This is a genomic window from Methylosinus sp. LW3 (assembly GCF_000527115.1).
GTDB lineage: Bacteria > Pseudomonadota > Alphaproteobacteria > Rhizobiales > Beijerinckiaceae > Methylosinus.
On the sequence record NZ_AZUO01000001.1, the window covers coordinates 2,894,987 to 2,914,394 of the forward strand.

Here is a 19,408-nt window from a genome sequence, read left to right on the forward strand (position 1 = left end):
CAATCGAGTTCGATATCGGCGAGCCGTCGTGACAGGACGAGCGGCCGCAGGCTCAGCCGAAGAGCGAGGATGCGATCCACAAGAGCGCCGTCAGCGCCACGCCGCCGCCCAAGCTCGCCTTGGTCAGCAGCTCGCGGCCATCGCGATCGAGATAGAGGCCGCGGTCCCATATCGCATGACGCACGCCGCCGAGCAGATGATGAAACAGCGCCCAGCTGAACAGCAGCACGAAGACTCGCCCGACGAGGGAATTGACGATCCAGGACACGGCGTCGAAGGCCGACGGCCCGAGCGCCAATCCGAAGAGATAGAGCGCGAGCAGAAGCACGCCGACATAAAGCGATGCGCCGGTGATGCGATGCGCGATCGACATCGCCATTGTGAGGATCGGCTTGTAGATCGTCAGATGTGGAGAGAGCGGCCGCGCGGCGGCGAGGCTCTCGCTCACGGGATCGGCGTCGGCCATTTTAGGTTTCTCTCCGCTCGAGGCTCGGCTAGGACTGATAATTCAATCGCGTCGCTGCTGCAACACACGTACCCGACATAAGGTTCTGAGCATTTCGCGACTCGTGCAGAGCGGCGAAAGGACGCATGACTTACGTAACGCGTCGCGACGCCCGACGCAATCGATGCGCCGATGCGTAGGATTCGAGTCGAAAAACGTGGCGCGTGCGTTACGATCTGTTAACATGCGCCTGCCGACGTTGCCCGGGACCAGCCGGCGCATCGTCGTTCGCAGCCGGCTTTTTTCTCCACCGGCTGCGGACGTGTCGAGTAGCGTTGAGCGTCATGGTTGGTCTGCGTGCTCGAGAGTTCGTAATGTTGCGTCGGCGCCCCGAGTAAGCGTCGTGTTGCCGTGACGTCGGACTGCCGACTATTTTGTCGGCGGCTTGAGTTCGCTGGTCTCGTCGAATGACTTTTTCGTCAACTCATCTCGCGAGCGATTCATGAATTACAGTGAAACCATCCATATCTTGAACGTCGATCCGATCATCCGCTCGTCTCTGACGAGCGCCTTGGACAAGGCGGATTTCCACATTCGCCTCCATGAGGACGCGGGACGCTTCTTCGAAGCCGTCGAGACCGACAGCCGCGGCTGCGTCATCATCTATGTGGATATGCCCGATATGATCGGGATCGAACTATTGAGAGACGCCAAGGCGCGGCGGATCGAATTGCCGATCATCGTCATCACCGCGCAAGCCAATGTTCGCGGCGCGATCCAAGTGATGAAGGAAGGCGCTTTCGATCTGCTCGAATTGCCTGTCAATGAGGCGAAGCTGCTCACCTCCGTGCAGCAGGCGCTGACCCGCCGGATCGACCACCGCGCCTATCGCGGCCGTGCGCGGACCACGCCCGGCCGGCTCGCCACGCTCACCAACCGCGAGAACGACGTGCTCGCCGGCTTGGTCGAGGGCAAGCTCAACAAGGTCATCGCCCATGAGCTCGGCATCAGCGCCCGCACGGTGGAGACGCATCGCTCGCACATCATGACCAAGATGCGCGTCAAGAGCGTCGCCGATCTCGTGCGAATCTCGCTGGGCGCGCCCCGGCCCGATCCGGCCGTCCGCCTCGGCGCGCCGCGGTCCTCGGCCGATCCGACTGCCCGCCTCGGGACGCCGGCGCCGCGGCCGATGGTCGATTCGAGCGCGGTTTTGCCCCGTCGCTGACGCGATCGACGCGGCAAATCGCCAAAATTAACGACGCCGGGGCATGGCGCATGCTATTGGCCATGCGAACGCCATGCTCCGGCGCTAGAATATTGCCTCATGAGATTCGACCGTTCGGCCCGAGCGCCCCTGAATGAGACCGCCCCCGCCGAGGCGCGCGCGGGGGCGACGCTCACCATCGACCTTGCCGCCCTCGTCGCCAATTGGCGTCGGCTCGCCGCTTGCGCGAGCGAGAGCGAATGCGCGGCCGTGGTCAAGGCCGACGCCTATGGCCTCGGCGCCGAGCCCGCCGTGCGGGCGCTCGCCGCCTCCGGCTGCCGCACTTTTTTCGTCGCCACCGCCGGAGAAGGCGAGCGCATTCGCGCTGTCGCCCCGCGGGCCATCGTCTATGTGCTGGAGGGACTGCCGCCCGGCGGCGCCCGCGCGCTCGCCGCCGGGCGGCTGCGCCCGGTTCTGGCCTCGCTCGAGGAAATCCGTGATTGGGCGGCGTTCGGCCGCTCCATCGGCCGCCGCCTGCCGGCCGCGCTGCAATTCGACACCGGCATGAATCGGCTGGGACTCTCGCTGCGCGACGCCGAAGCCGCGGCCGTGGCGACGCAGGATATCGACCTCACTCTGACGATGAGCCATTTCGTCTGCGCGCAATGGGCCGAGGACCCGCGCAACGCGGGGCAGATCGCCGCTTTCGAGACGGCGCGGCGCGCCTTCCCCGGCGTGCCGGCCTCGCTCAGCAATTCCTCGGGAATTTTCCTGGAGCAGAAGCCCCATTACGATCTGCTGCGCCCCGGCTATGCGCTCTACGGCGGCAATCCGACTCCGGCGGCGCCCAATCCGATGCGAGCCGTCGCCCGGCTCGAGGCGCCGATTCTGGCGACGCGCTGGATCGAGGCCTGCGAGAGCGTCGGCTATGACGGCGTGTGGACGGCGTCGCGGCCGACGCGGCTGGCGACGCTCGGCCTCGGCTATGGCGACGGCTTTCCGGCCGCCATCGGCGGGGCGGGCCGGCCCGTTCCGGAGGCGATCGTTGCCGGGCGGCGCTGCCCGATCGTCGGCCGCGTGTCGATGGATTTCGTCATGCTAGATGTGACCGACGTCCCCGAAGGCGCCGTCTATCGCGGCCAGACGGCGGAGCTTTTGGGCGAGACGATCGGCGTCGACGAGCTGGCGCTGCGCTGCGGGACCATCGGCTATGAGATTTTGACCCGGCTCGGGCGACGCTATGAGAGGGTCTATATCGGCGGGTGAGCGCTCACGCCCGCTCGAACCAGGGCGTCAGCACAGGATAGCCCTCGCCGGCCAGCAACGCGGCGGTCTCATAGAGCGGCAGGCCGACGACGGCCGAATAAGAGCCGATGAGCCGCACCGCGAAAGCGCCCGCGAGTCCCTGAATCGCATAGCCGCCCGCCTTGCCGCGCCATTCGCCGGAAGCGAGATAGGCGTCGATCTCGGTCGACGAGAGGCGCTTGAAGCGCAAGCGCGATTCGACCAGGCGGCGGCGCTCGGCCCCGCGTGGGGTGATCAGCGTGACGCCGGTAAAAACCCGGTGCTGGCGGCCCGAGAGCAGGCGCAGGCAGTCCTCGGCCTGCTCTATGTCCTCGCATTTGGGCAGGATTCGCCGGCCGACCGCCACCACAGTGTCGGCCGCGAGCACATAGCTGCCCTCGAGCTGGGGCTGATAGGCCCTTATCTTTATGGCCGCCGCGGCCTTCTCGCCGGCGAGACGCTGGGCGAGGCTGCGCGGCAGCTCGTTGCGCTGCGGAGTCTCGTCTATGTCGGTCGGCAACAGCGCGTCGGCGTCGAGGCCGATCTGCTGGAGCAGCTCGAGCCTGCGGGGCGAGGCCGAGGCCAGCACCAGCTTGGGCCGCGTATCGGTCGGGTGGGACGTCAAGACGATCGGCTCCGCCATAAATCGAAATTATTTGAAACGATAGGTAATCCGCCCTTTGGTGAGGTCATAGGGCGTCATCTCCACGAGAACCTTGTCCCCGGTGAGCACGCGGATGCGGTTTTTACGCATCTTTCCGGCCGTATGGGCGATGATCTCGTGCTCGTTCTCGAGCTTGACCCGAAACATCGCGCTGGGCAGCAGCTCGGTGACGACTCCGGGAAACTCCAAAAGTTCTTCCTTGGCCATGTGGTTCCTTCTTCAGAGGCCGCGGCGGACCTCGGATAGCGAAAGGCCCGCTTGCGAAGCGGGCGCTCATCAATATGGGATCGAAGCCGGGACGCGCAAATCCGCGCCGGACCCTAATCGAGTACGGCTGATTTGTGAACCTTGCCTTTCGCTCCGTCGCGCGCTTCAGCGCTCCGGGGCGTGGACGATCGAGCCGGCGGCGGGCGGCTCGATCACGCGCGGCTCGGGAGCGGCCTCCGCCGGCGTCGCGACGAGGGCGCCGCCCTTGCCGTCCCCCGCCCAGGCGCTGAGCAGCTCCCAGGCGACCGCGAGTACCACCGGGCCGACGAAAAGGCCAATGATTCCATGCACCAGCACGCCGCCGATGACGCCGACGATAATGACCAGCAGCGGCGTCGTGAGCCCGCGCGCGATGACGATGGGCTTCAGCACATTGTCGACCAGCGTCACCGTCAACATGCAGCAGGAGAAGAGTAGAGCCGGCAAGGTCCGCATCTCCGTCCACGCCCAGATGATGGTGGGCACCACCACCATCAGCGGCCCGATCTGGACGATGGCGAGCACCAATATGCACAGGGTCAGCAGGCTCGCGCCCGGCGCGCCGGCCAGCTGCAGGCCGAGGCCGCCGATCGCCGCCTGCAGCAGCGACACGCCGATGACGCCGCGCGAGACGGTGCGGATCGTCGAGCCGGCGAGCTCGACGAAATGCTCGGCGCGTTTCGAATCGATGCGCGTCACCGCGGTCTTGATCGCGCGCACCAGCGCCGGTCCAGGCGCGAATAGAAAGCCGGCGATGATGACCGAGATCAGGAATTTGAACACGCCGGCGCCGGCGTTCTTGGTCGCGTCCAGCGCGATCTCGCCATAGGGCTTGAGCTGCGGCAACGCCTGGGCGAGCGCGCTGCGCAGATTGGTGGAGGCGAGCTCCCAGAATTCGTACGCCGATTCGCCGATGAAGGGCCAGCTGCGCAAGGTCTCGGGCGGCGGCGGCACCCAGACGCCGCCGGCGTCGATTCGGTCGGCGAGCGCGCGCAGCCCATCGACGACGCCGAGGCCGAGCCAGGTCGCCGGCCCGATGACGAAGAGCAGGCCGAGAAAAGTGATGATCGTCGCCGCCAGCCGCCGGCGTCCGCCGAGCCAGACGGTCATCCATTCGAAGATGGGATAGAGCGCCACGGCGAGAATGGCGCTCCAGGTCACGATGGTGACGAAGGGCCGCACCAGCAGGAAAGACCAATAGGCGAGCGCGCCGAGCGCGCCGAGCCGGATGATCAAGTCGATGAGTGTCGCGTTCAGCCGCCGCCGGCCGGACGCTTCGCGCTGGTCCTCGATCACCGATCTATCCCCAATTTTTTTTGCGCCCCGCCGCTACGGCGCGCCTTCCCCCGGACAACATAGCGCGGATCGGCAATGGTTTCACGCCCGCGGCTGCGTTTCCGCCTACCGCCCGAGCGCCATGGCGAGCCGCGCCGCGACCAGCCGGCCGATGAGCCGCAGCGGAAAGCCGCGAAAGCTCGGCGCGTCCTGCGGCAGCGGCAATCGCGAGCGCCGGCGCGCGACCTTTGTCCGCATCTCGATCGGCGGCAGATCGCCCGTATAGCGCAGCCGATAGGTGGAGACCCAGAAGCCGGGGTCGAATTTCAGGAACATGCCCGTGCTGCAGCAGGAGGCGACCACCCGGCGCGTATGCGATTCGGGCTTCAGCCGGTGATCCTCGAGCAGCTCCTCACCCGCGACGCAACGAAAACGGTCGTCGCGAAAGGTAAGATAAGGCGTGCCTCCGTCGGGATCGCGCAGGATATGGGCATGGGGAAGCGCCTCGATCCTGCGGCCGCCCTCCTGGCAATCGGAGCAATAGCAGACGGCGCTGACGATCGGCTCGCCGACCGCCTCGCAGCGCACGCGCCCGCAGGCGCAGGTGAAGCTTCTGGATGCGTGAGGCACGATCCACATCCTCCGGCGACCCTCTCGCGGCGGGCTCGCCGCGCTTTCCGCATACGATCACCTCATCACAGAAACTTGATGAACTCGCAATCGAGACATTTGCCGAGCTCCGCATAGGCCGCGATCAAAGCCCCGCAAGACGCCAGAATGCCCTTCACCAGATCCTCCAGCCTGAACCCTCTCGACCCGACGAAGGTCAGCTGGCCGAGCTTGTGGATGAGGTTTTGCGTCGCCACGGCGACCGCCATGCTCTCCTTCGAGCATTTCGTCATTTTCTCGGGGGTCGGGTCGCATTTGGCGCGCTCCTGCGCGAGCCGCTTGATGAACTCCATCACCATCTCACGTATATTTTCGATAACGCGCTGCAGCACTTGCCCGGGTGACGGAAGATTCAGCGCCTCGCGCAATTCGTCGACCTTACGGTTCATGAAACGATCGAAGTCTTGCCGCGCGCGTGGGTTGGCGTTCAGCATCGCGACCAGCGCCACATACATCAGAATGATCAATATGAGGATAACAGGGATCGCCACCACCGCGCCGCCTGTGACGGGAACCAGATCACCGACATATTTCGTGATTCTGCGATCGAACTCGTTCAATTGGCGATTTTCGACGCCGGCCAGCTCCAACATCTTCCGCACGTCTTTGATCGCCTCGTCGATCTCTCCCAGGGTCAGCGCCAGCGCCGGAGCGGTATGCGGTCCAATGACGCCATCGGCGATCAGGCCCCTGCTCCGCTGAAATTCGATGACGCGGCCCTTGGTCAGCGGCCCGAAAACTCCATCGACCGCGAGACCGTCGAGCGACGAGGGGGGCGCGGCGTTGAGATAATGCTGGGCTCGCGAGACCTCGGAGCCTCGGCATCCCAAACTCAGCGCCTGCCCGGGCCGCAACCATGTCTGGGCCATGATGATTCCTCTTCGAAAAGCGACGATGGTCGAATTTCCTCGCGGCGCGGCTTCCGCGCATGCATCGAGGCCCATCGGCGAACGATTAAAAACGTCTCCGAGTATTACGCAATTCGTGTCGACTGCAAGGCTTCCGGCGTCGCGCGGAGCTGGGTCTTCCGCCATTCGATCGAGCGCCGCGCATGGTCGATGGCGAGCGAGGACACGGGATATTGATCCGCCGCGGCCTCGCCATCCGCGAGCTTGTTGACGCAATCGGCGACGAGCTCGCGAAACTCGGTCTCGATTCGCTCCAGGCCGGCGCTGTCGGCGGTCAGCGCCTCGTCTGCGAGCGTCAGCAGGCGGAAGATGCGATTTTGGTCCTGCACGAGCCGCCGATTGTTCCATAGGCCGAGCAGCACGGCGACGAGCGAGCCCAAAAGGCTCAGCGGAATGCCGATGATGTAGAAATATTGCTGGAACGAATCGAAAAAGCTCTGATCGCCGCTCGCGAGATAGGCGGCGACGCCAGGGTGGACGGGGAGCAGAGGATTCTGCGCGTCGAGATCGGGCGCCTCGATCTGTGCGCCGCCCGGCGAGAGGGCGGCGAGCTTGGCCTTGGTCTTGAAAATGGAGCGGCCGATCGCCCCCGCCACCACATTGAGCATGGAGAAAGGCGCCACCAGCCGATAGGTGACGGCGAGGCCCTTCACCGTATCGTCGGGCACGGGCGGATGCGCCTTGAAGGCGCCTTCGGGGATATCCACAGACTCGAAGCCGGGAAAGCGCTTCACCAGCGCGTCGGCCTGGTCCATCGGCAGGAGCTGGGGCGGGCTCTTCATGGCCTTCGCGATGGAAGAGACGACATCGACCGCCTGCCCCGGTCCGATCGGCCCGACCGCCAGCGCCGCCGCCGCACGACCCACGCGCAGGGCCGGCCCGATCTCGCCGATCGGCAGGACGAGACGCTTCACGCTCGCCGCGGGGACGTCGAAATAGGCGAGAATATCATCCAGCGCATGCTGATTTTCCGTCTGCAGCGCGCCCTCCGGCACGGCGATGGTCTTGCGGGCGAGGCCGGCGGCGTCCTTGATCGGCGAGCCATGCGGCAGCACGATCGCCACCACGTCGCGGCGCAGAATGGCGATGGTCTGGCCATTGGAGGGCGGCGCGACATCGGTGCGCACGATGGCGAGATTGACCTTGCGGTCCTCGAGCGCCTTGGAGCTGGCCGAAAGATCGGCGACCGGGACCTCCTCCACGCGAAGGAACGGATGCGTCCCGGACACGACATGAATGAAAGTCGAGATGGTGCGCTGGGCCGGCGACATCGCCGGGCCGGTGGTGATGCGCAAGGTCGCCCGCGGCGACAGGTAATAAAAGAGCGATAGCGCCGCCGCGAGAGCGAACAGCAGAACCGCCACCCAGAAGATCAGGCGCGGCGCATGGCCTTTGGGCATTGGGCCTCCTCCCTATGCGAGGAGAAATAGGCCGCCGCGCGCCACAGCCCACGGCCTCCAGGGCGATCCGGTGAACGCCGAATTGGGCGCCTCACCCTCCACTTTAGGGGGAGGGTCGGCCGGCGAAGCCGGACGGGGTGGGGTTCCACGAAGAAGACTCGGCGGAAACACCCCCTCCCGATCGCCTTCGGCGCTCGACCTCCCCCCTCGAGGGGGAGGTGGAAACGCCTCTCCGGGGAGCCTCTTCTCGTTCCCTCCGCGCTCTTCCCATTCGCGCGCGCCGGGCATAAATCTCGGCGCATGAGCGATACGCCCGACCTCCCCGAAACCCTCGACGAGGAAGAGGACCTCACGGAAGAGGCCGAAGGCGCCGCCGCGCCCGAGCTCGCCGCCGATACGCCCGAGAGCGTCAAGCGCGGCGTCGGCGTCATCAAATCCTATTGGAGGAACGCGCCCAACGGGCCGGGCGTCTATCGCATGATCGCCGAGAATGGCGAGGTTCTCTATGTCGGCAAGGCCAAGAATGTCCGCAAGCGCATAGCCAGCTACACGCGCCTCGCCGGCCATGTGAATCGCATCGCGCGGATGATCTCGGCGACCGCCTCGATGATGTTCATCTCGGTCGAGACCGAGACCGAGGCGCTACTGCTCGAGACCAATCTCATCAAGCAGATGAAGCCGCGCTTCAACGTGCTGATGCGCGACGACAAGAGCTTTCCCTATATTCTCATCGCGCGCGACCATGATGCGCCGCAGATCGCCAAGCATCGCGGCGCGCGCTCACGCAAGGGCGATTATTTCGGCCCCTTCGCCAACGCCGGCGCGGTGGGGCGCGCGCTCAATGCGTTGCAGCGGGCGTTTCTGCTGCGCTCCTGCACCGATTCTTTCTACGAGAATCGCACGCGGCCCTGCCTGCTCTATCAGATCAAGCGCTGCGCCGGCCCCTGCACGGGCGAGATATCCATCGCGGATTATTCCGTGCTGGTGCAGGAGGCGCATGACTTCCTCACCGGCAAGAGCCGCTCCGTGCGCGAGCAGCTCGCCACGGAGATGACCGCGGCGGCGGAGCGGCTGGAATTCGAGCGCGCCGCGCGGCTGCGCGACCGCATATCGGCGCTGTCGCTGATCCAGGGAACGCAGGGCGTCAATCCGCACAGCGTCGAGGAGGCCGACGTCTTCGCCATCGCCAAGGAGGCCGGGCGCTTCTGCATCGAGGCGTTTTTCTTTCGCGCCTATCAGAATTGGGGTGATCGCGCCTATTTCCCGCGCGCCGACCAGAGCCTCTCCGAAGAGGAAGTGCTCGGCTCCTTCCTCGCGCAATTCTACGGCGAGCATCCGCCGGCGCCTTTGGTGCTGCTCTCCCATGTGATCGAAGATCGCGAGCTGTTGACGGAAGCGCTGTCGGACAAGCTCGGCCGCAAGGTGGAGATCGCGACGCCGCAGCGCGGCGAGAAGCGCGAGCTGGTCGAGCATGCGCAGACCAACGCCAAGCAGACGCTGACGCGCAAGCTCACCGAGGACGCCAGCCAGGAGAAGCTGCTCATCGCCCTCGGCGAGATGTTCGGCATGGAGAAGCCCCCGCGCCGCGTCGAGGTCTATGACAATTCCCATACGGGCGGCCAACAGGCCATAGGCGCGATGATCGTCGCCGGGCCGACCGGCTTCATGAAGACGCATTATCGCACCTTCAACATAAAGAGCGCCGAGATCACGCCCGGCGACGATTACGCCATGATGCGGGAAGTGCTGACGCGCCGCTTCGCCCGTATCGCGAAAGACGCAGAAAAGCCGGAGGATGAGGCGCCGGACGCTTTTCCGTCCAAGCCCGATCTCGTGATCATCGACGGCGGCCGCGGGCAATTCGACGCAGCGCGCTCCGTCGCGGCGGAGATCGGCCTCGAGGGCGTGACCATCGCCTCCATCGCCAAGGGCGCCGATCGCAACGCCGGCCGCGAGATGTTTTTCGTCGAGGGGCGCGAGCCCTTCCGCCTGCCGCCGCATGATCCGGCGCTCTATTTCGTCCAGCGCCTGCGCGACGAGGCGCATCGATTCGCCATCGGCACGCATCGGGCGCGGCGCAAGAAGGAATTCGCCAAGAACCCGCTGGACGAGATCGCGGGCGTCGGACCGGCCCGCAAAAGGGCGCTGCTGCTCGCCTTCGGCACCGCCAAGGCGGTGGCCGGCGCCGCGCTCTGCGACCTCGAGAATGTGCCGGGCGTGAACAAGGCGACGGCGCGGCTCGTCTTCGACCATTTCCAGCGCGGCTGAAACGGCGAACGGCGAAAATTTGTGCGCGGCTCGGCGACGGTCTCGCCGGCGCGCGCCGAGCGGCAAAATGCCGGTTTTGCCGAAGCTTCCCGCCGCTGCGCGGGAGACCGGACCGGCGGCGGAGGAGCGCGGCGCCGGCGAAGAGTCCGTCTCTTCTATTGACAAGGGAGGCGCTCGCCATGTTCCTTCGCGGCATGACATCGACGGCCATTCCGCCGCGCCGCGGGCGCGCGCTCTCCCTGCCCAATATTCTGACCTATGGCCGGCTCGTCGCCGTGCCCGTGGTCGCGGGCCTGCTGCAATGGCCGGACGAGCATTGGATGCGCTGGACGGCGCTCGGCGTCTTCACCGCCGCCGCCATCACCGACTTCTTCGACGGCTATCTCGCCCGCGCCTGGGCGCAGCAGTCGACGCTCGGCGCCATGCTCGACCCCATAGCCGACAAGCTGCTCGTCGCCGCCACTCTGCTGATGGTGGTCGCCGATCAGACGATCTCCGGCCCGACGATCTGGGCGGCGCTCATCATCCTCTGCCGCGAGATTCTCGTCTCCGGCCTGCGCGAATATCTCGCCGAGCTGAAAGTGCCGCTTCCGGTGAGCGCCATCGCCAAATGGAAGACGACGCTGCAGCTCTTCGCGCTCGGCTTCTTCATCGCCGGCCCGGCCGGCGAGCTGGTGCTGCCGGGCACGGTGAACATCGGCAGCGTGCTGCTGTGGATCGCCGCGCTGCTGACGCTCTACACCGGCTATGACTATATGAGAGCCGGCTGGGCGCATTTCGGATCGGACGAGGCGCAATGAAGGCTCTCTATTTCGCCTGGGTGCGCGAGCGAATCGGCCGCGCCGAGGAGGAGCTCTCCCCTCCCCCGGAGGTGGCGACCGTCGGCGAGCTGATCGCCTGGCTGAAGTCGCGCGACGAGGCCTATGCTCTGGCTTTCGAGAACGCCGCCGTCATTCGCACGGCGATCGACAAGGCCCATGTGCGCCATGAGACGCCGATCGCCGGAGCGCGCGAGATCGCCTTTTTCCCGCCGATGACCGGAGGATAGGGGGCGAGTAGCGAGTAGCGAGTAGCGAATAGTTCTACTCGCTACTCGCTACTCGCTACTCGCTACTCGCTCATGACCCCCACCATCCGCATCCAATCCGCCCCCTTCGATCCCGGCCATGAGGCCGCGCTGATCGAGGACGGCCGCCGCGACATTGGCGCGATCGTCTCCTTCACCGGCCTCTGCCGCGACGAGGATGGGACGCTCGCGGCGCTGGAGCTCGAGCATTATCCCGGCATGGCCGAGGCGGAGATCGCCCGCGTCGCCGAGGAGGCGCTCGCCCGCTGGCCGCTATCGGCGCTCACTGTCATCCATCGCCACGGGCGCATTCTGCCGGGCGAGAGAATCGTGCTCGTCATCACGGCCGCGCGCCATCGCGGCGATGCCTTCGCCGCGGCGGAATTTCTGATGGATTATCTGAAGACGCGCGCCCCCTTCTGGAAGAAGGAGCATCGCGCCGACGGCAGCGTCGGCGACTGGGTCGAGGCCAAGGCCAAGGACGACGCCGCCGCCGAACGCTGGAACAAGTAGCTAGAGCCTCGTCACCGCCCCATCCGCCGTCGTGACGCGAATGTCGGCATAACGGCAGGCGCCGCGACGGCGCTGGAAGGGCGTGACCGCCAGCAGCCAAATATGGCTGATCGCCTTGGCCGGCCCGCCGATATGGGCGGCGTAATCGGCGGCGACGTCGCGCTCCAGCGCCCGCCACTCGCCGAGCCCCGCTGCGCCCGAATCGACGACCATATGAGTCTCGACCGCGCTCCAGCCGGCGAGCGGGCAGCGGAAGACTTTTCCGGTCGGCAGCCCGGCGCTCCAGAAATAGGTGAGGTCCTGCCCGTCCTCGAATTTCACGCCGATCGACAGATAGTCGTGAAAGGGCGGCGCATCCTCCGGCTTCGCAGAAGGAAGCTGGTCGATCTTCCAGCGCCAGCCGAGCTTGGGCCGCGTGCCGAAGGCGAGCGGCAGCGGACGCTCTATGATGGAGGCGCTCCCAGCGCTCTCGCAGACGATCTCGCCATTCGCCTCGCGGCCGAACACTTCGGCGCCGCCGCCGAGACTGAAGAGATCGTTCCAGCCTTGCGGCAATTTGCGGCCGCGTTTCAGCCTGGCGATCTCCGCCGCTATGCGGCCGTCCACATCGCCCGATGCGGCGAGGCTCTCTAGTCCGGCGAGCGCCTCACCCTTCCAGACCAGCGCGACGCCGACGATCTTCACCTCCTGCTTGCGATACTCCGCTTCGGGCGTCCACAGCCTGCCGTCCGCGTCGGCGAATTGCGCGGCGGAGCGGGCGATCTCCAGCGGGCCGTCATGGGCGGCGATCATCGTGCCGGTGTCGACGCCGGGGCTGTAGATCGGCCTTTTGCCGCGCGTGCGGGCATGAAAGACGAGGCCCGGTGAGAACCAGAGGTCATAGGGCCGAGCGATCCACATGCGGCCGGTGACGAGAAAGCTGACCTGCTGACCCTTGGACGCCGTGAGGCCGAGGTCGATCCAGGGCAGATCATCGCCATCGATCTCGAACACACGATAGGAAACGAGCTCGCCCGAATGGGCGCGCGCGATCAGCCCCTCCATGTCGCGTTTGAAAGCGTCGCGCTCGAGAGCGGCGCTCTCGGCCATTGCGGCCGGAGCGATGAAAGGCAGAGCGGCGCCCAGCGCGCCCATCTGCAACATCTCGCGCCGAGACAATCCGGCCGACGCGCGTCCGAGACAATAGAGGCACATATCCAAAAATCCTCCCCGAACTCGGGCAAATCCCCCGATGGATCGGCCTTTGTGAGCCGATAGGGAATGCTATCGTCCGGCCGCTGGCGACGCTTGCCAGCACATGCCGAAAACGCCGTTCGATGGCGCGCGAGGGCAGATGCGACAAACCGGCTACACACGCGCGAGCACGCTGGGGCCGATCGCCGAGGTCGTCGGCGCCACCGGCGGCTCGATCGAGCGCGTGTTTCGCCGCGCTGAGCTCCCGCTCGGCCTGCTCGAATCGCCGGACACGCTGCTGCCGCTGCGCGATCATTTCCGCCTGCTCGCCGCCTCCTCCCGAGAGCTGGCCGACGAGGCCTTCGCCGCCCGTCTCGGCCGCAGGACGTCGATCGCCGGCCTCGGCGTCTATGGCAAATGGGTGACGCTGGCGCCGACGCTGCTCGAAGCCATCCATCGCGCCGGAACGAGCCTGCCGCATATGCTGCAGAGCGCGACGCGGCTGGTCCTGCGACGACAAAGCGAGGAGGTCGTCTGGTCCTATGAGCTGGACGACCCTGCGACGGAGGGCCGGCCGCAGAATGAGATGCTGGCCGTCTGGTATATGATCGCCCTCGTGCGGCATTTCGCCGGCGCGCGCTGGCTGCCGCGCCGCGTGATGTTCGGCGGCCTTCCGGCGAGCGCGCGACGATCGATCGGCGAGCAGATGGGCGCCGACATCGTGCTCTGCGACGGCCCGGGCTCGATCGTCTTTGATCAGCGGCTGCTGATGACGGTCAATCCGCGACTGGGCGAAGGCGATGGACTGGACGCCGAGGAGATCGCCCGCATCTTCGACATTCCGGCGCCGGACGATCTTCCCGGCAGGATCGGCGTGCTCATCGAGCTGGAGCTGCTCGGCGGCCGTCCTACGCTCGAGACCGTCGTGCGGCGGGCCGGGCTGTCGAAGCGCACGCTCCAGCGACGGCTCGGCGATCTCGGGCTCAGCTACGCCGATCTCCTGCGCGACACGCTCCAGCGCAGCGCGATTCGTCTGCTGCGCCGATCGGAGCTATCGATCACCGAGATCGCCGCCCGGCTCGGCTATAGCGATCCAGCGCATTTCACCCGCGCCTTCGAGAAATGGAGCGGCCTCGCGCCCAGCCGCTGGCGCGAATTGGCGAGAACGGCGGATCGATAGGCGAGAGACGAAAAAAGGCGGCCGCTGGGGCCGCCTTTCTCATTTTCTGCGAAAGAAGCTCATTCCGTAAAGGCGAGCGCCCCGCCCGGCAGCTGCTGCTCCACGCCCTTGTAGCGGTTGGAGCGCTGTCCCATCATCGCCTCGAAGGCCTCGTGGACCTCGCTCACCGACTTCGGCTTCATCTTCTTGCCCTGGCGGGCGAAGAAGATCGGCTTATTGGCGCGGGCGGGCCGCGGCAGCAGCTTGGCGGCCGGCGTGTTCGGCGCCTCCTCCACCTTCGCCATGAAGCGGGCGGCGTCGTCCGGCCCCAGGAAGTGGATGAGATAGGTCTCGCCCACGGTCAGCGGACGGCCGATTCGCTCGGCGATGCGCTCGCCGTCGTGCTTCAGCATCTCGGCGGCGAAGACCGCGGAGAGATAGGGGTCGTTGCGCATGGCCAGAATCTCGGAGCGCTTCTGCGGCGCGACGCGATAGGCGCCGTCGATCGCCTCGGCCGCGGCCTCCTGGCCATAGCTACGGCCGAACATGCGCACGGCCTTCAGCCAGGTCGAATCGATGAACTGGAACAGGCCGCTCGCCGAGGAGGTGCTGGCCTTGGCCTTGGGCGCGAAGCTCGACTCCTTGTCGGCGATCGCCATCAGCATGACCGGATCGGAGCCGGTGGTCTTGGCCGCCTGCACCACATGCTCGACAATGGCGCGGGCGACGCGCACCGGGCCGAATTGCAGCACCGCCGGGGCGGCGCCGGAGAGGCTCGCCTGCGCCTCATTGGCGACGTCGGCGGCGCCGGACCAGGCCTTCACCGCCTCGCCCATCGCTTCGGCCGCATCGGCGTCGAGCGGCTGATCGGTGAGGCCGCGATTGGTCAGAAAGAACAAGGGCGGCGGCGCGCGGCGGCTCTGCGCGCCGCCTCGCGACGCCTCCGACAGTCTGAACCGGCCCCAGCCGTCTGGCATAGACAGCAGCGCGGCCACCAGGGCGAAGGCGAGAGCCGTCGCTATGGCGAAAGCGCGAAGGAGCATGTGAACGGATCCGTCGGCCCCCGCGAGGGGGCGGTCCGCGTCTGCGCGGTCGAACACGGGCAGAAAGCGCGACCATTTCGGCGCCGACGCTTCGCCGCGAACGGCAGGAGCTATCGCTTCGAAAGACACTCTGTTTCATTCCTCGCTGTTGTTTGGACGAGACAGAGGCTAGCAACCGCGAGGGGCGAAAAATCGACTGCGCGCGTCACGCGCGCGTCACATTCGGGCGGGGCTCCGTAGTTCCCACAAACCCTTAAAAATGAAGCGATCGGCTACGTACGGAGCCGGCCGGCCGATTCGCCCGCCACATTTGCGCCGAATCGACACAGCCACGCTTGCGATTGAAAAAGCTGGGATTTTTTTCGAATCGTCAGAAGCTGGTCAGCTTCGACAGCATATTGCGGATGAAATTGAACTCGGCCCCGGCCGTGGGCGTCGTGCGGCTGATGAAATCGACGACCTTGCCGTCCTTCAGCCCATAGTCCGCGATGCGCTGGACCTTTTTCGTCTTGTCGAAATAGACGGAGAGAATGTGCTGGTCGGCGACCTCGGGCGGCAGGAAGGCGAGCTCGCGCTCGATGCGCTGGCTGACATAGTACCAGGCGTCGCCGCCGATCGTCGATGTCGTCGAGGGCGTGCCGAGCAGAGCCAGCACTTGCGGAGCCGCCATGCCCACCTTCACCTGCGCGACCTTGCGCTCCTCGATGATGGCGCCGCGATTGATGACGCCGTCATAGCCGAGGCACCCGGCGAGCGGCGCGGCGACCAAAGCGAGCGCGGCGAGGCGGCGGGCCTGCCGCGAGACGACGACGAGCGAAACCCGAGACCGCATTTTTCTCTCCGCGCTACGCCTCTCCCGAGGCCGACCTCTATCGCGACAATGTTCGAGCTTGCCTAACTCTCGCTCTGCGCGAAAGCAAGCAGCGACGCCTCCGGCGCAACCCTCGGGCTGGCGTCCGCGCCTCTTCGACCGTATCAATGGCCGGAAAATGGCGAAGCTTCGACCAATGGGCGCGGCGCCCATCTATATTTCATATTGTCGGCCGAGGCGGCGACGTCCGAGGAGAAGGAGCGGCGAATGAGCGACGATCTGCAATTGCCCGAAACCCCGTTCTCGCGCCCTCTCGCCGCCGTCGACATTCCCGAGGATGGGCTGGAGCTGACCATTTCCGCCGACGCCTCCGAGCGCGCGGCCCTCGCCGAGGCGGATGATCTCGTCGCGCTGAGCCGCCTCGAGGCGAAGCTGAAAGTGACGCGCGCGGGCCGCGGCGGCTTGCGCGTCGCCGGCGAGCTCATCGCCGATGTTCGCCAAACCTGCGTGGTGACGCTCGAGGAGTTCGACTCCCGCGTCGTCGAGCCCATCGACGTGTCCTTTGCGCCGGAGGCCGCCCCCGCCGCCCCGCCCCCGACGGAACGTATGTCCCGGCGCCGGCGCGAAGCGGAGCCCGAGGAGCCGAAAGAGCCGAGAGCGAGCCGGCACATCGCCGATCTCGACGAGGATGCGCCCGATCCGCTCGTCGATGGGCGAATCGATCTCGGCGCCATCGTCGCGGAATTTCTGGCGCTGGCGCTCGATCCCTATCCTCGCAAGCCCGGGGCGCTCTTTGCTCCGCCTGAAGAGAAGGTGGAGGAAGAGAAGCCGCCGGCGAAAGTCTCGCCCTTCGCCGGCCTGCGCGACGCGCTCGGCAAGGGGCGCAGAAACTGAGCCCGGCTTTGCAAAAGCGTGATGGAGAGCCTGTAGATTCGGCGGCATGCGACGATGCGTCGAGACCGGCTCGCTCGTGGGAAGCTGGAGCGACGGCAGGAATTGCTCTTGCGCTGGCGCCGCGCAAATGGCAATTCGTCAGCCGCTGGCGCCTTGGGCCGGCGGCGAGCCCGGTCCGTGACGAGAAATCGCGAGGAACCGAGGGCAAAAGCGGGCCATAGCGGCTCCGCTTCGCCGCATCTTTCGCGCGTCCGGCGGCCCCGTGGGGCGGAGCGTTGCGGGCCGCGCGGACATTCGCAATTCGTATTCAGTTCGGGAGACGAGGCAGAATGGCGCAGCCCATTCGCATAGCGTTGGACGCCATGGGCGGCGATCATGGTCCGAAAGTCACCATAGCCGGCGCCGCCATCGCTCACGATCGTCATCCAGACAGCAGCTTCCTGCTGTTCGGCGACGAAGGGCAGATTCGCGCCGAGCTGGCCGCGCATCCGCGCCTCGCCCATGTCGCGACCGTCCGTCACTGCGACGTCGCCGTGCGCATGGACGACAAGCCCAGCCAGGCGCTGCGCTCCGGCCGCCGCGTCTCCTCCATGTGGCAGGCGATCGAGGCGGTGAAGAAAGGCGAGGCCGATGTCGCCATCTCCGCCGGCAACACCGGCGCGCTGATGGCGATGGCGAAGGTCTGCCTGCGCACAATGGCCAAGATCGAGCGTCCGGCGCTGGCCTGCCTATGGCCTGCCCCGACGGCGCGCGGCTACTCCATCGTGCTCGACGTCGGCGCCTCCATCGGCGCGGACGCGCGCCATCTCGTCGATCTCGCCGTCATGGGCGCGGCGATGGCGCGCTCGCTCTTCGACCTCGAGCGGCCGAGCGTCGGCCTGCTCAATGTCGGCGTCGAGGAGATCAAGGGCGTCGAGGAGGTCAAGACCGCCTCGCGTCTGCTGAAGGAGGCCGAGCTTCCCGATCTCGACTATCACGGCTTCGTCGAGGGCGACGAGATCGGCAAGGGCGTCGTCGATGTCGTCGTCGTCGAGGGCTTCTCCGGCAATATCGCGCTGAAGACCGCCGAGGGCACGGCGACTCAGATCACCAATTATCTGCGCGAGGCGATCGGGCGGAGCTGGCTCGCCAAGCTCGGCTATCTGCTGGCGCGCGGCGCCTTTCGCGAGCTGCGCGACAAGATCGACGTTCGCAACATCAATGGCGGCGTGTTTCTCGGCCTCGAGGGGATCGTCATCAAGAGCCATGGCGGCGCCGATGCGCTGGCCTTCGCCCGCGCGGTCGAGATCGGCTATGAGATGGCGCATCAAGGCCTGCTCTCCAAGATCCGCGACATGCTGGCCTCGAGCCGCCGCGACGACCAGGAAGCCGCTCAGTGACTCTTATCCAGCGCCCTCTGCGCTCTGTCGTCGTCGGCCTCGGCAGCTATCTGCCGAGCCGCATCCTCACCAATGAGGAGCTCGCCGCCACGGTCGACACCAGCGACGAATGGATCACGCAGCGCACCGGCATAAAGGAGCGTCACATCGCCGCGCCCGGCGAGACCACCTCTATGCTCGGCGAGAAAGCGGCGCGCGCCGCGCTGGCCGACGCCGGTCTCGGCCCGGAGGATATCGATCTCGTCATCGTCGGCACATCGACGCCCGACTATACTTTTCCCTCCACGGCGACGCAGATTCAGGCCGCGCTCGGCATGACGCACGGCGCCGCCTTCGATCTTCAGGCGGTGTGCTCGGGTTTCGTCTACGCGCTGACGACGGCGGAGAAGTTTCTTCGCTCCGGCTCGCACAAGCGCGCGCTCGTGATCGGCGCTGAGACATTCTCTCGCATTCTCGACTGGAAAGACCGCACGACCTGCGTGCTGTTCGGCGATGGCGCCGGCGCCATAGTGCTCGAGGCGCGCGAGAGCGAAGGCTCGCTCGCAGAGCGCGGCATATTGACGACGCATTTGCGCTCGGACGGACGCCATCGCGCGAAATTGCATGTCGATGGCGGCCCCTCCTCGACCGGAACGGTCGGCCATTTGCGCATGGAAGGTAAGGAAGTGTTCCGCTTCGCCGTCGGCATGGTGACGGATGTCGTGACGGACGCCTTCGCAGCGACCGGCTTCACGGCGGCCGATCTCTCCTGGTTCGTGCCGCATCAGGCCAATCGCCGCATCATCGACATGTCGGCGACGAAGCTCGGCATCGCGCCGGAAAAAGTCGTCGCCACAGTGCATTTGCACGGCAACACCTCGGCCGCCTCCATTCCCCTCGCATTGTCGGTCGCGCGCGACGACGGACGCATCAAGCGTGACGATCTCGTGATGCTCGAGGCGGTCGGCGGCGGTTTTACATGGGGTTCGGCGCTCATCCGCTGGTGAGGCGCCACGAAATCCCGGTCG

20 protein-coding genes are annotated in these 19,408 nt (G+C 66.4%); 10 read left to right on the forward strand and 10 right to left on the reverse strand.

The genetic code is table 11. The features are described from left to right. Positions 1–52: 52 nt before the first annotated feature. Positions 53–466 carry a succinate dehydrogenase, cytochrome b556 subunit gene (gene sdhC, locus METLW3_RS0114455; RefSeq protein ID WP_024880604.1) on the reverse strand — a complete coding sequence of 138 codons (414 nt, stop codon included), beginning with the start codon at positions 464–466 and terminating at the stop codon, positions 53–55. 481 nt (positions 467–947) lie between these two features. Here sdhC and METLW3_RS0114460 point away from each other — a divergent pair, with 481 nt between their 5' ends. Continuing rightward, on the forward strand, positions 948–1,670 hold the full coding sequence (locus tag METLW3_RS0114460) for a LuxR C-terminal-related transcriptional regulator (RefSeq protein ID WP_024880605.1): 723 nt from the start codon (positions 948–950) through the stop codon (positions 1,668–1,670). A gap of 99 nt (positions 1,671–1,769) precedes the next feature. Further along, positions 1,770–2,915, forward strand: a complete 1,146-nt coding sequence (gene alr, locus METLW3_RS0114465; protein WP_024880606.1) for an alanine racemase — start codon at positions 1,770–1,772, stop codon at positions 2,913–2,915. A 4-nt stretch (positions 2,916–2,919) separates the two neighbouring features. Here the strand turns inward: alr and METLW3_RS0114470 are convergent, their stop codons facing one another. From METLW3_RS0114470 to METLW3_RS0114495, 6 genes are all read right to left on the reverse strand, one after another. After that, positions 2,920–3,576 (reverse strand): Maf-like protein, encoded by a 657-nt coding sequence (locus METLW3_RS0114470; RefSeq protein ID WP_026599049.1) that lies wholly within the window; start codon positions 3,574–3,576, stop codon positions 2,920–2,922. 9 nt (positions 3,577–3,585) lie between these two features. Next, entirely contained in the window at positions 3,586–3,804 is a 219-nt protein-coding gene (gene infA / locus METLW3_RS0114475) for a translation initiation factor IF-1 (protein ID WP_018266249.1), read from the reverse strand. Between the two features lie 165 nt (positions 3,805–3,969). Then, positions 3,970–5,139, reverse strand: coding sequence for an AI-2E family transporter (locus METLW3_RS0114480; protein ID WP_024880608.1), 1,170 nt, complete (start codon positions 5,137–5,139; stop codon positions 3,970–3,972). A 105-nt stretch (positions 5,140–5,244) separates the two neighbouring features. Next, on the reverse strand, positions 5,245–5,757 hold the full coding sequence (locus METLW3_RS0114485; protein WP_024880609.1) for a hypothetical protein: 513 nt from the start codon (positions 5,755–5,757) through the stop codon (positions 5,245–5,247). A 56-nt stretch (positions 5,758–5,813) separates the two neighbouring features. Beyond that, on the reverse strand, positions 5,814–6,656 hold the full coding sequence (locus METLW3_RS26905) for a peptidoglycan-binding domain-containing protein (protein ID WP_198022773.1): 843 nt from the start codon (positions 6,654–6,656) through the stop codon (positions 5,814–5,816). A gap of 104 nt (positions 6,657–6,760) precedes the next feature. Further along, entirely contained in the window at positions 6,761–8,095 is a 1,335-nt protein-coding gene (locus tag METLW3_RS0114495) for a TAXI family TRAP transporter solute-binding subunit (RefSeq protein WP_024880611.1), read from the reverse strand. A gap of 300 nt (positions 8,096–8,395) precedes the next feature. Between METLW3_RS0114495 and uvrC the strand changes: the two genes are divergently transcribed. From uvrC to METLW3_RS0114515, 4 genes are all read left to right on the forward strand, one after another. Continuing rightward, positions 8,396–10,363, forward strand: coding sequence for an excinuclease ABC subunit UvrC (gene uvrC, locus METLW3_RS0114500; protein WP_024880612.1), 1,968 nt, complete (start codon positions 8,396–8,398; stop codon positions 10,361–10,363). A 179-nt stretch (positions 10,364–10,542) separates the two neighbouring features. Beyond that, complete coding sequence (gene pgsA, locus METLW3_RS0114505) at positions 10,543–11,163, forward strand: CDP-diacylglycerol--glycerol-3-phosphate 3-phosphatidyltransferase (RefSeq protein ID WP_245267348.1); 621 nt, start codon at positions 10,543–10,545, stop codon at positions 11,161–11,163. Further along, positions 11,160–11,411: a molybdopterin converting factor subunit 1 gene (moaD, locus tag METLW3_RS0114510; protein ID WP_024880614.1), complete on the forward strand. Its 252-nt coding sequence runs from the start codon at positions 11,160–11,162 to the stop codon at positions 11,409–11,411. Before pgsA ends, moaD begins: the two co-directional genes overlap by 4 nt. A gap of 72 nt (positions 11,412–11,483) precedes the next feature. After that, the gene (locus tag METLW3_RS0114515; RefSeq protein WP_024880615.1) at positions 11,484–11,942 is read left to right on the forward strand and encodes a molybdenum cofactor biosynthesis protein MoaE; all 459 of its coding nucleotides are present in this window, start codon (positions 11,484–11,486) and stop codon (positions 11,940–11,942) included. Here METLW3_RS0114515 and METLW3_RS0114520 read toward each other — a convergent pair whose 3' ends face one another. Then, positions 11,943–13,136: a DUF3047 domain-containing protein gene (locus METLW3_RS0114520; protein ID WP_024880616.1), complete on the reverse strand. Its 1,194-nt coding sequence runs from the start codon at positions 13,134–13,136 to the stop codon at positions 11,943–11,945. It abuts the gene before it with no gap. Between the two features lie 139 nt (positions 13,137–13,275). On the opposite strand from METLW3_RS0114520, the gene METLW3_RS0114525 reads away from it, so the two are divergent. Further along, on the forward strand, positions 13,276–14,295 hold the full coding sequence (locus METLW3_RS0114525) for an AraC family transcriptional regulator (protein WP_024880617.1): 1,020 nt from the start codon (positions 13,276–13,278) through the stop codon (positions 14,293–14,295). Positions 14,296–14,354: 59 nt separating this feature from the next. Here METLW3_RS0114525 and METLW3_RS0114530 read toward each other — a convergent pair whose 3' ends face one another. Together METLW3_RS0114530 and METLW3_RS25605 are read right to left on the reverse strand one after the other, a co-directional pair. Then, positions 14,355–15,317: a transglycosylase SLT domain-containing protein gene (locus tag METLW3_RS0114530; RefSeq protein ID WP_245267349.1), complete on the reverse strand. Its 963-nt coding sequence runs from the start codon at positions 15,315–15,317 to the stop codon at positions 14,355–14,357. Positions 15,318–15,687: 370 nt separating this feature from the next. Then, positions 15,688–16,149 carry an outer membrane protein assembly factor BamE gene (locus METLW3_RS25605; protein ID WP_036308942.1) on the reverse strand — a complete coding sequence of 154 codons (462 nt, stop codon included), beginning with the start codon at positions 16,147–16,149 and terminating at the stop codon, positions 15,688–15,690. 246 nt (positions 16,150–16,395) lie between these two features. On the opposite strand from METLW3_RS25605, the gene METLW3_RS0114550 reads away from it, so the two are divergent. The 3 genes from METLW3_RS0114550 (at position 16,396) to METLW3_RS0114560 (ending at position 19,387) form a co-directional block, all read left to right on the forward strand. Further along, positions 16,396–17,022: a YceD family protein gene (locus METLW3_RS0114550; RefSeq protein ID WP_024880620.1), complete on the forward strand. Its 627-nt coding sequence runs from the start codon at positions 16,396–16,398 to the stop codon at positions 17,020–17,022. Between the two features lie 329 nt (positions 17,023–17,351). Further along, positions 17,352–18,401 (forward strand): phosphate acyltransferase PlsX, encoded by a 1,050-nt coding sequence (gene plsX / locus METLW3_RS0114555; protein WP_024880621.1) that lies wholly within the window; start codon positions 17,352–17,354, stop codon positions 18,399–18,401. Further along, on the forward strand, positions 18,398–19,387 hold the full coding sequence (locus METLW3_RS0114560; RefSeq protein ID WP_024880622.1) for a beta-ketoacyl-ACP synthase III: 990 nt from the start codon (positions 18,398–18,400) through the stop codon (positions 19,385–19,387). The genes plsX and METLW3_RS0114560 overlap by 4 nt, the downstream gene beginning before the upstream one ends. The last annotated feature ends 21 nt before the right edge of the window (positions 19,388–19,408 follow it).

Coding starts and splice junctions, on each gene's coding strand:
- METLW3_RS0114530 (WP_245267349.1), bottom strand. CDS start 15,317: ATGCTCCTTCGCGCTTTCGCCATAGCGACGGCTCTCGCCTTCGCCCTG.
- METLW3_RS0114470 (WP_026599049.1), bottom strand. CDS start 3,576: ATGGCGGAGCCGATCGTCTTGACGTCCCACCCGACCGATACGCGGCCC.
- sdhC (WP_024880604.1), bottom strand. CDS start 466: ATGGCCGACGCCGATCCCGTGAGCGAGAGCCTCGCCGCCGCGCGGCCG.
- alr (WP_024880606.1), top strand. CDS start 1,770: ATGAGATTCGACCGTTCGGCCCGAGCGCCCCTGAATGAGACCGCCCCC.
- infA (WP_018266249.1), bottom strand. CDS start 3,804: ATGGCCAAGGAAGAACTTTTGGAGTTTCCCGGAGTCGTCACCGAGCTG.
- moaD (WP_024880614.1), top strand. CDS start 11,160: ATGAAGGCTCTCTATTTCGCCTGGGTGCGCGAGCGAATCGGCCGCGCC.
- METLW3_RS0114525 (WP_024880617.1), top strand. CDS start 13,276: ATGCGACAAACCGGCTACACACGCGCGAGCACGCTGGGGCCGATCGCC.
- METLW3_RS0114460 (WP_024880605.1), top strand. CDS start 948: ATGAATTACAGTGAAACCATCCATATCTTGAACGTCGATCCGATCATC.
- METLW3_RS0114515 (WP_024880615.1), top strand. CDS start 11,484: ATGACCCCCACCATCCGCATCCAATCCGCCCCCTTCGATCCCGGCCAT.
- METLW3_RS26905 (WP_198022773.1), bottom strand. CDS start 6,656: ATGGCCCAGACATGGTTGCGGCCCGGGCAGGCGCTGAGTTTGGGATGC.
- METLW3_RS0114550 (WP_024880620.1), top strand. CDS start 16,396: ATGAGCGACGATCTGCAATTGCCCGAAACCCCGTTCTCGCGCCCTCTC.
- uvrC (WP_024880612.1), top strand. CDS start 8,396: ATGAGCGATACGCCCGACCTCCCCGAAACCCTCGACGAGGAAGAGGAC.
- METLW3_RS0114485 (WP_024880609.1), bottom strand. CDS start 5,757: ATGTGGATCGTGCCTCACGCATCCAGAAGCTTCACCTGCGCCTGCGGG.
- METLW3_RS0114520 (WP_024880616.1), bottom strand. CDS start 13,136: ATGTGCCTCTATTGTCTCGGACGCGCGTCGGCCGGATTGTCTCGGCGC.
- pgsA (WP_245267348.1), top strand. CDS start 10,543: ATGTTCCTTCGCGGCATGACATCGACGGCCATTCCGCCGCGCCGCGGG.
- plsX (WP_024880621.1), top strand. CDS start 17,352: ATGGCGCAGCCCATTCGCATAGCGTTGGACGCCATGGGCGGCGATCAT.
- METLW3_RS0114495 (WP_024880611.1), bottom strand. CDS start 8,095: ATGCCCAAAGGCCATGCGCCGCGCCTGATCTTCTGGGTGGCGGTTCTG.
- METLW3_RS25605 (WP_036308942.1), bottom strand. CDS start 16,149: ATGCGGTCTCGGGTTTCGCTCGTCGTCGTCTCGCGGCAGGCCCGCCGC.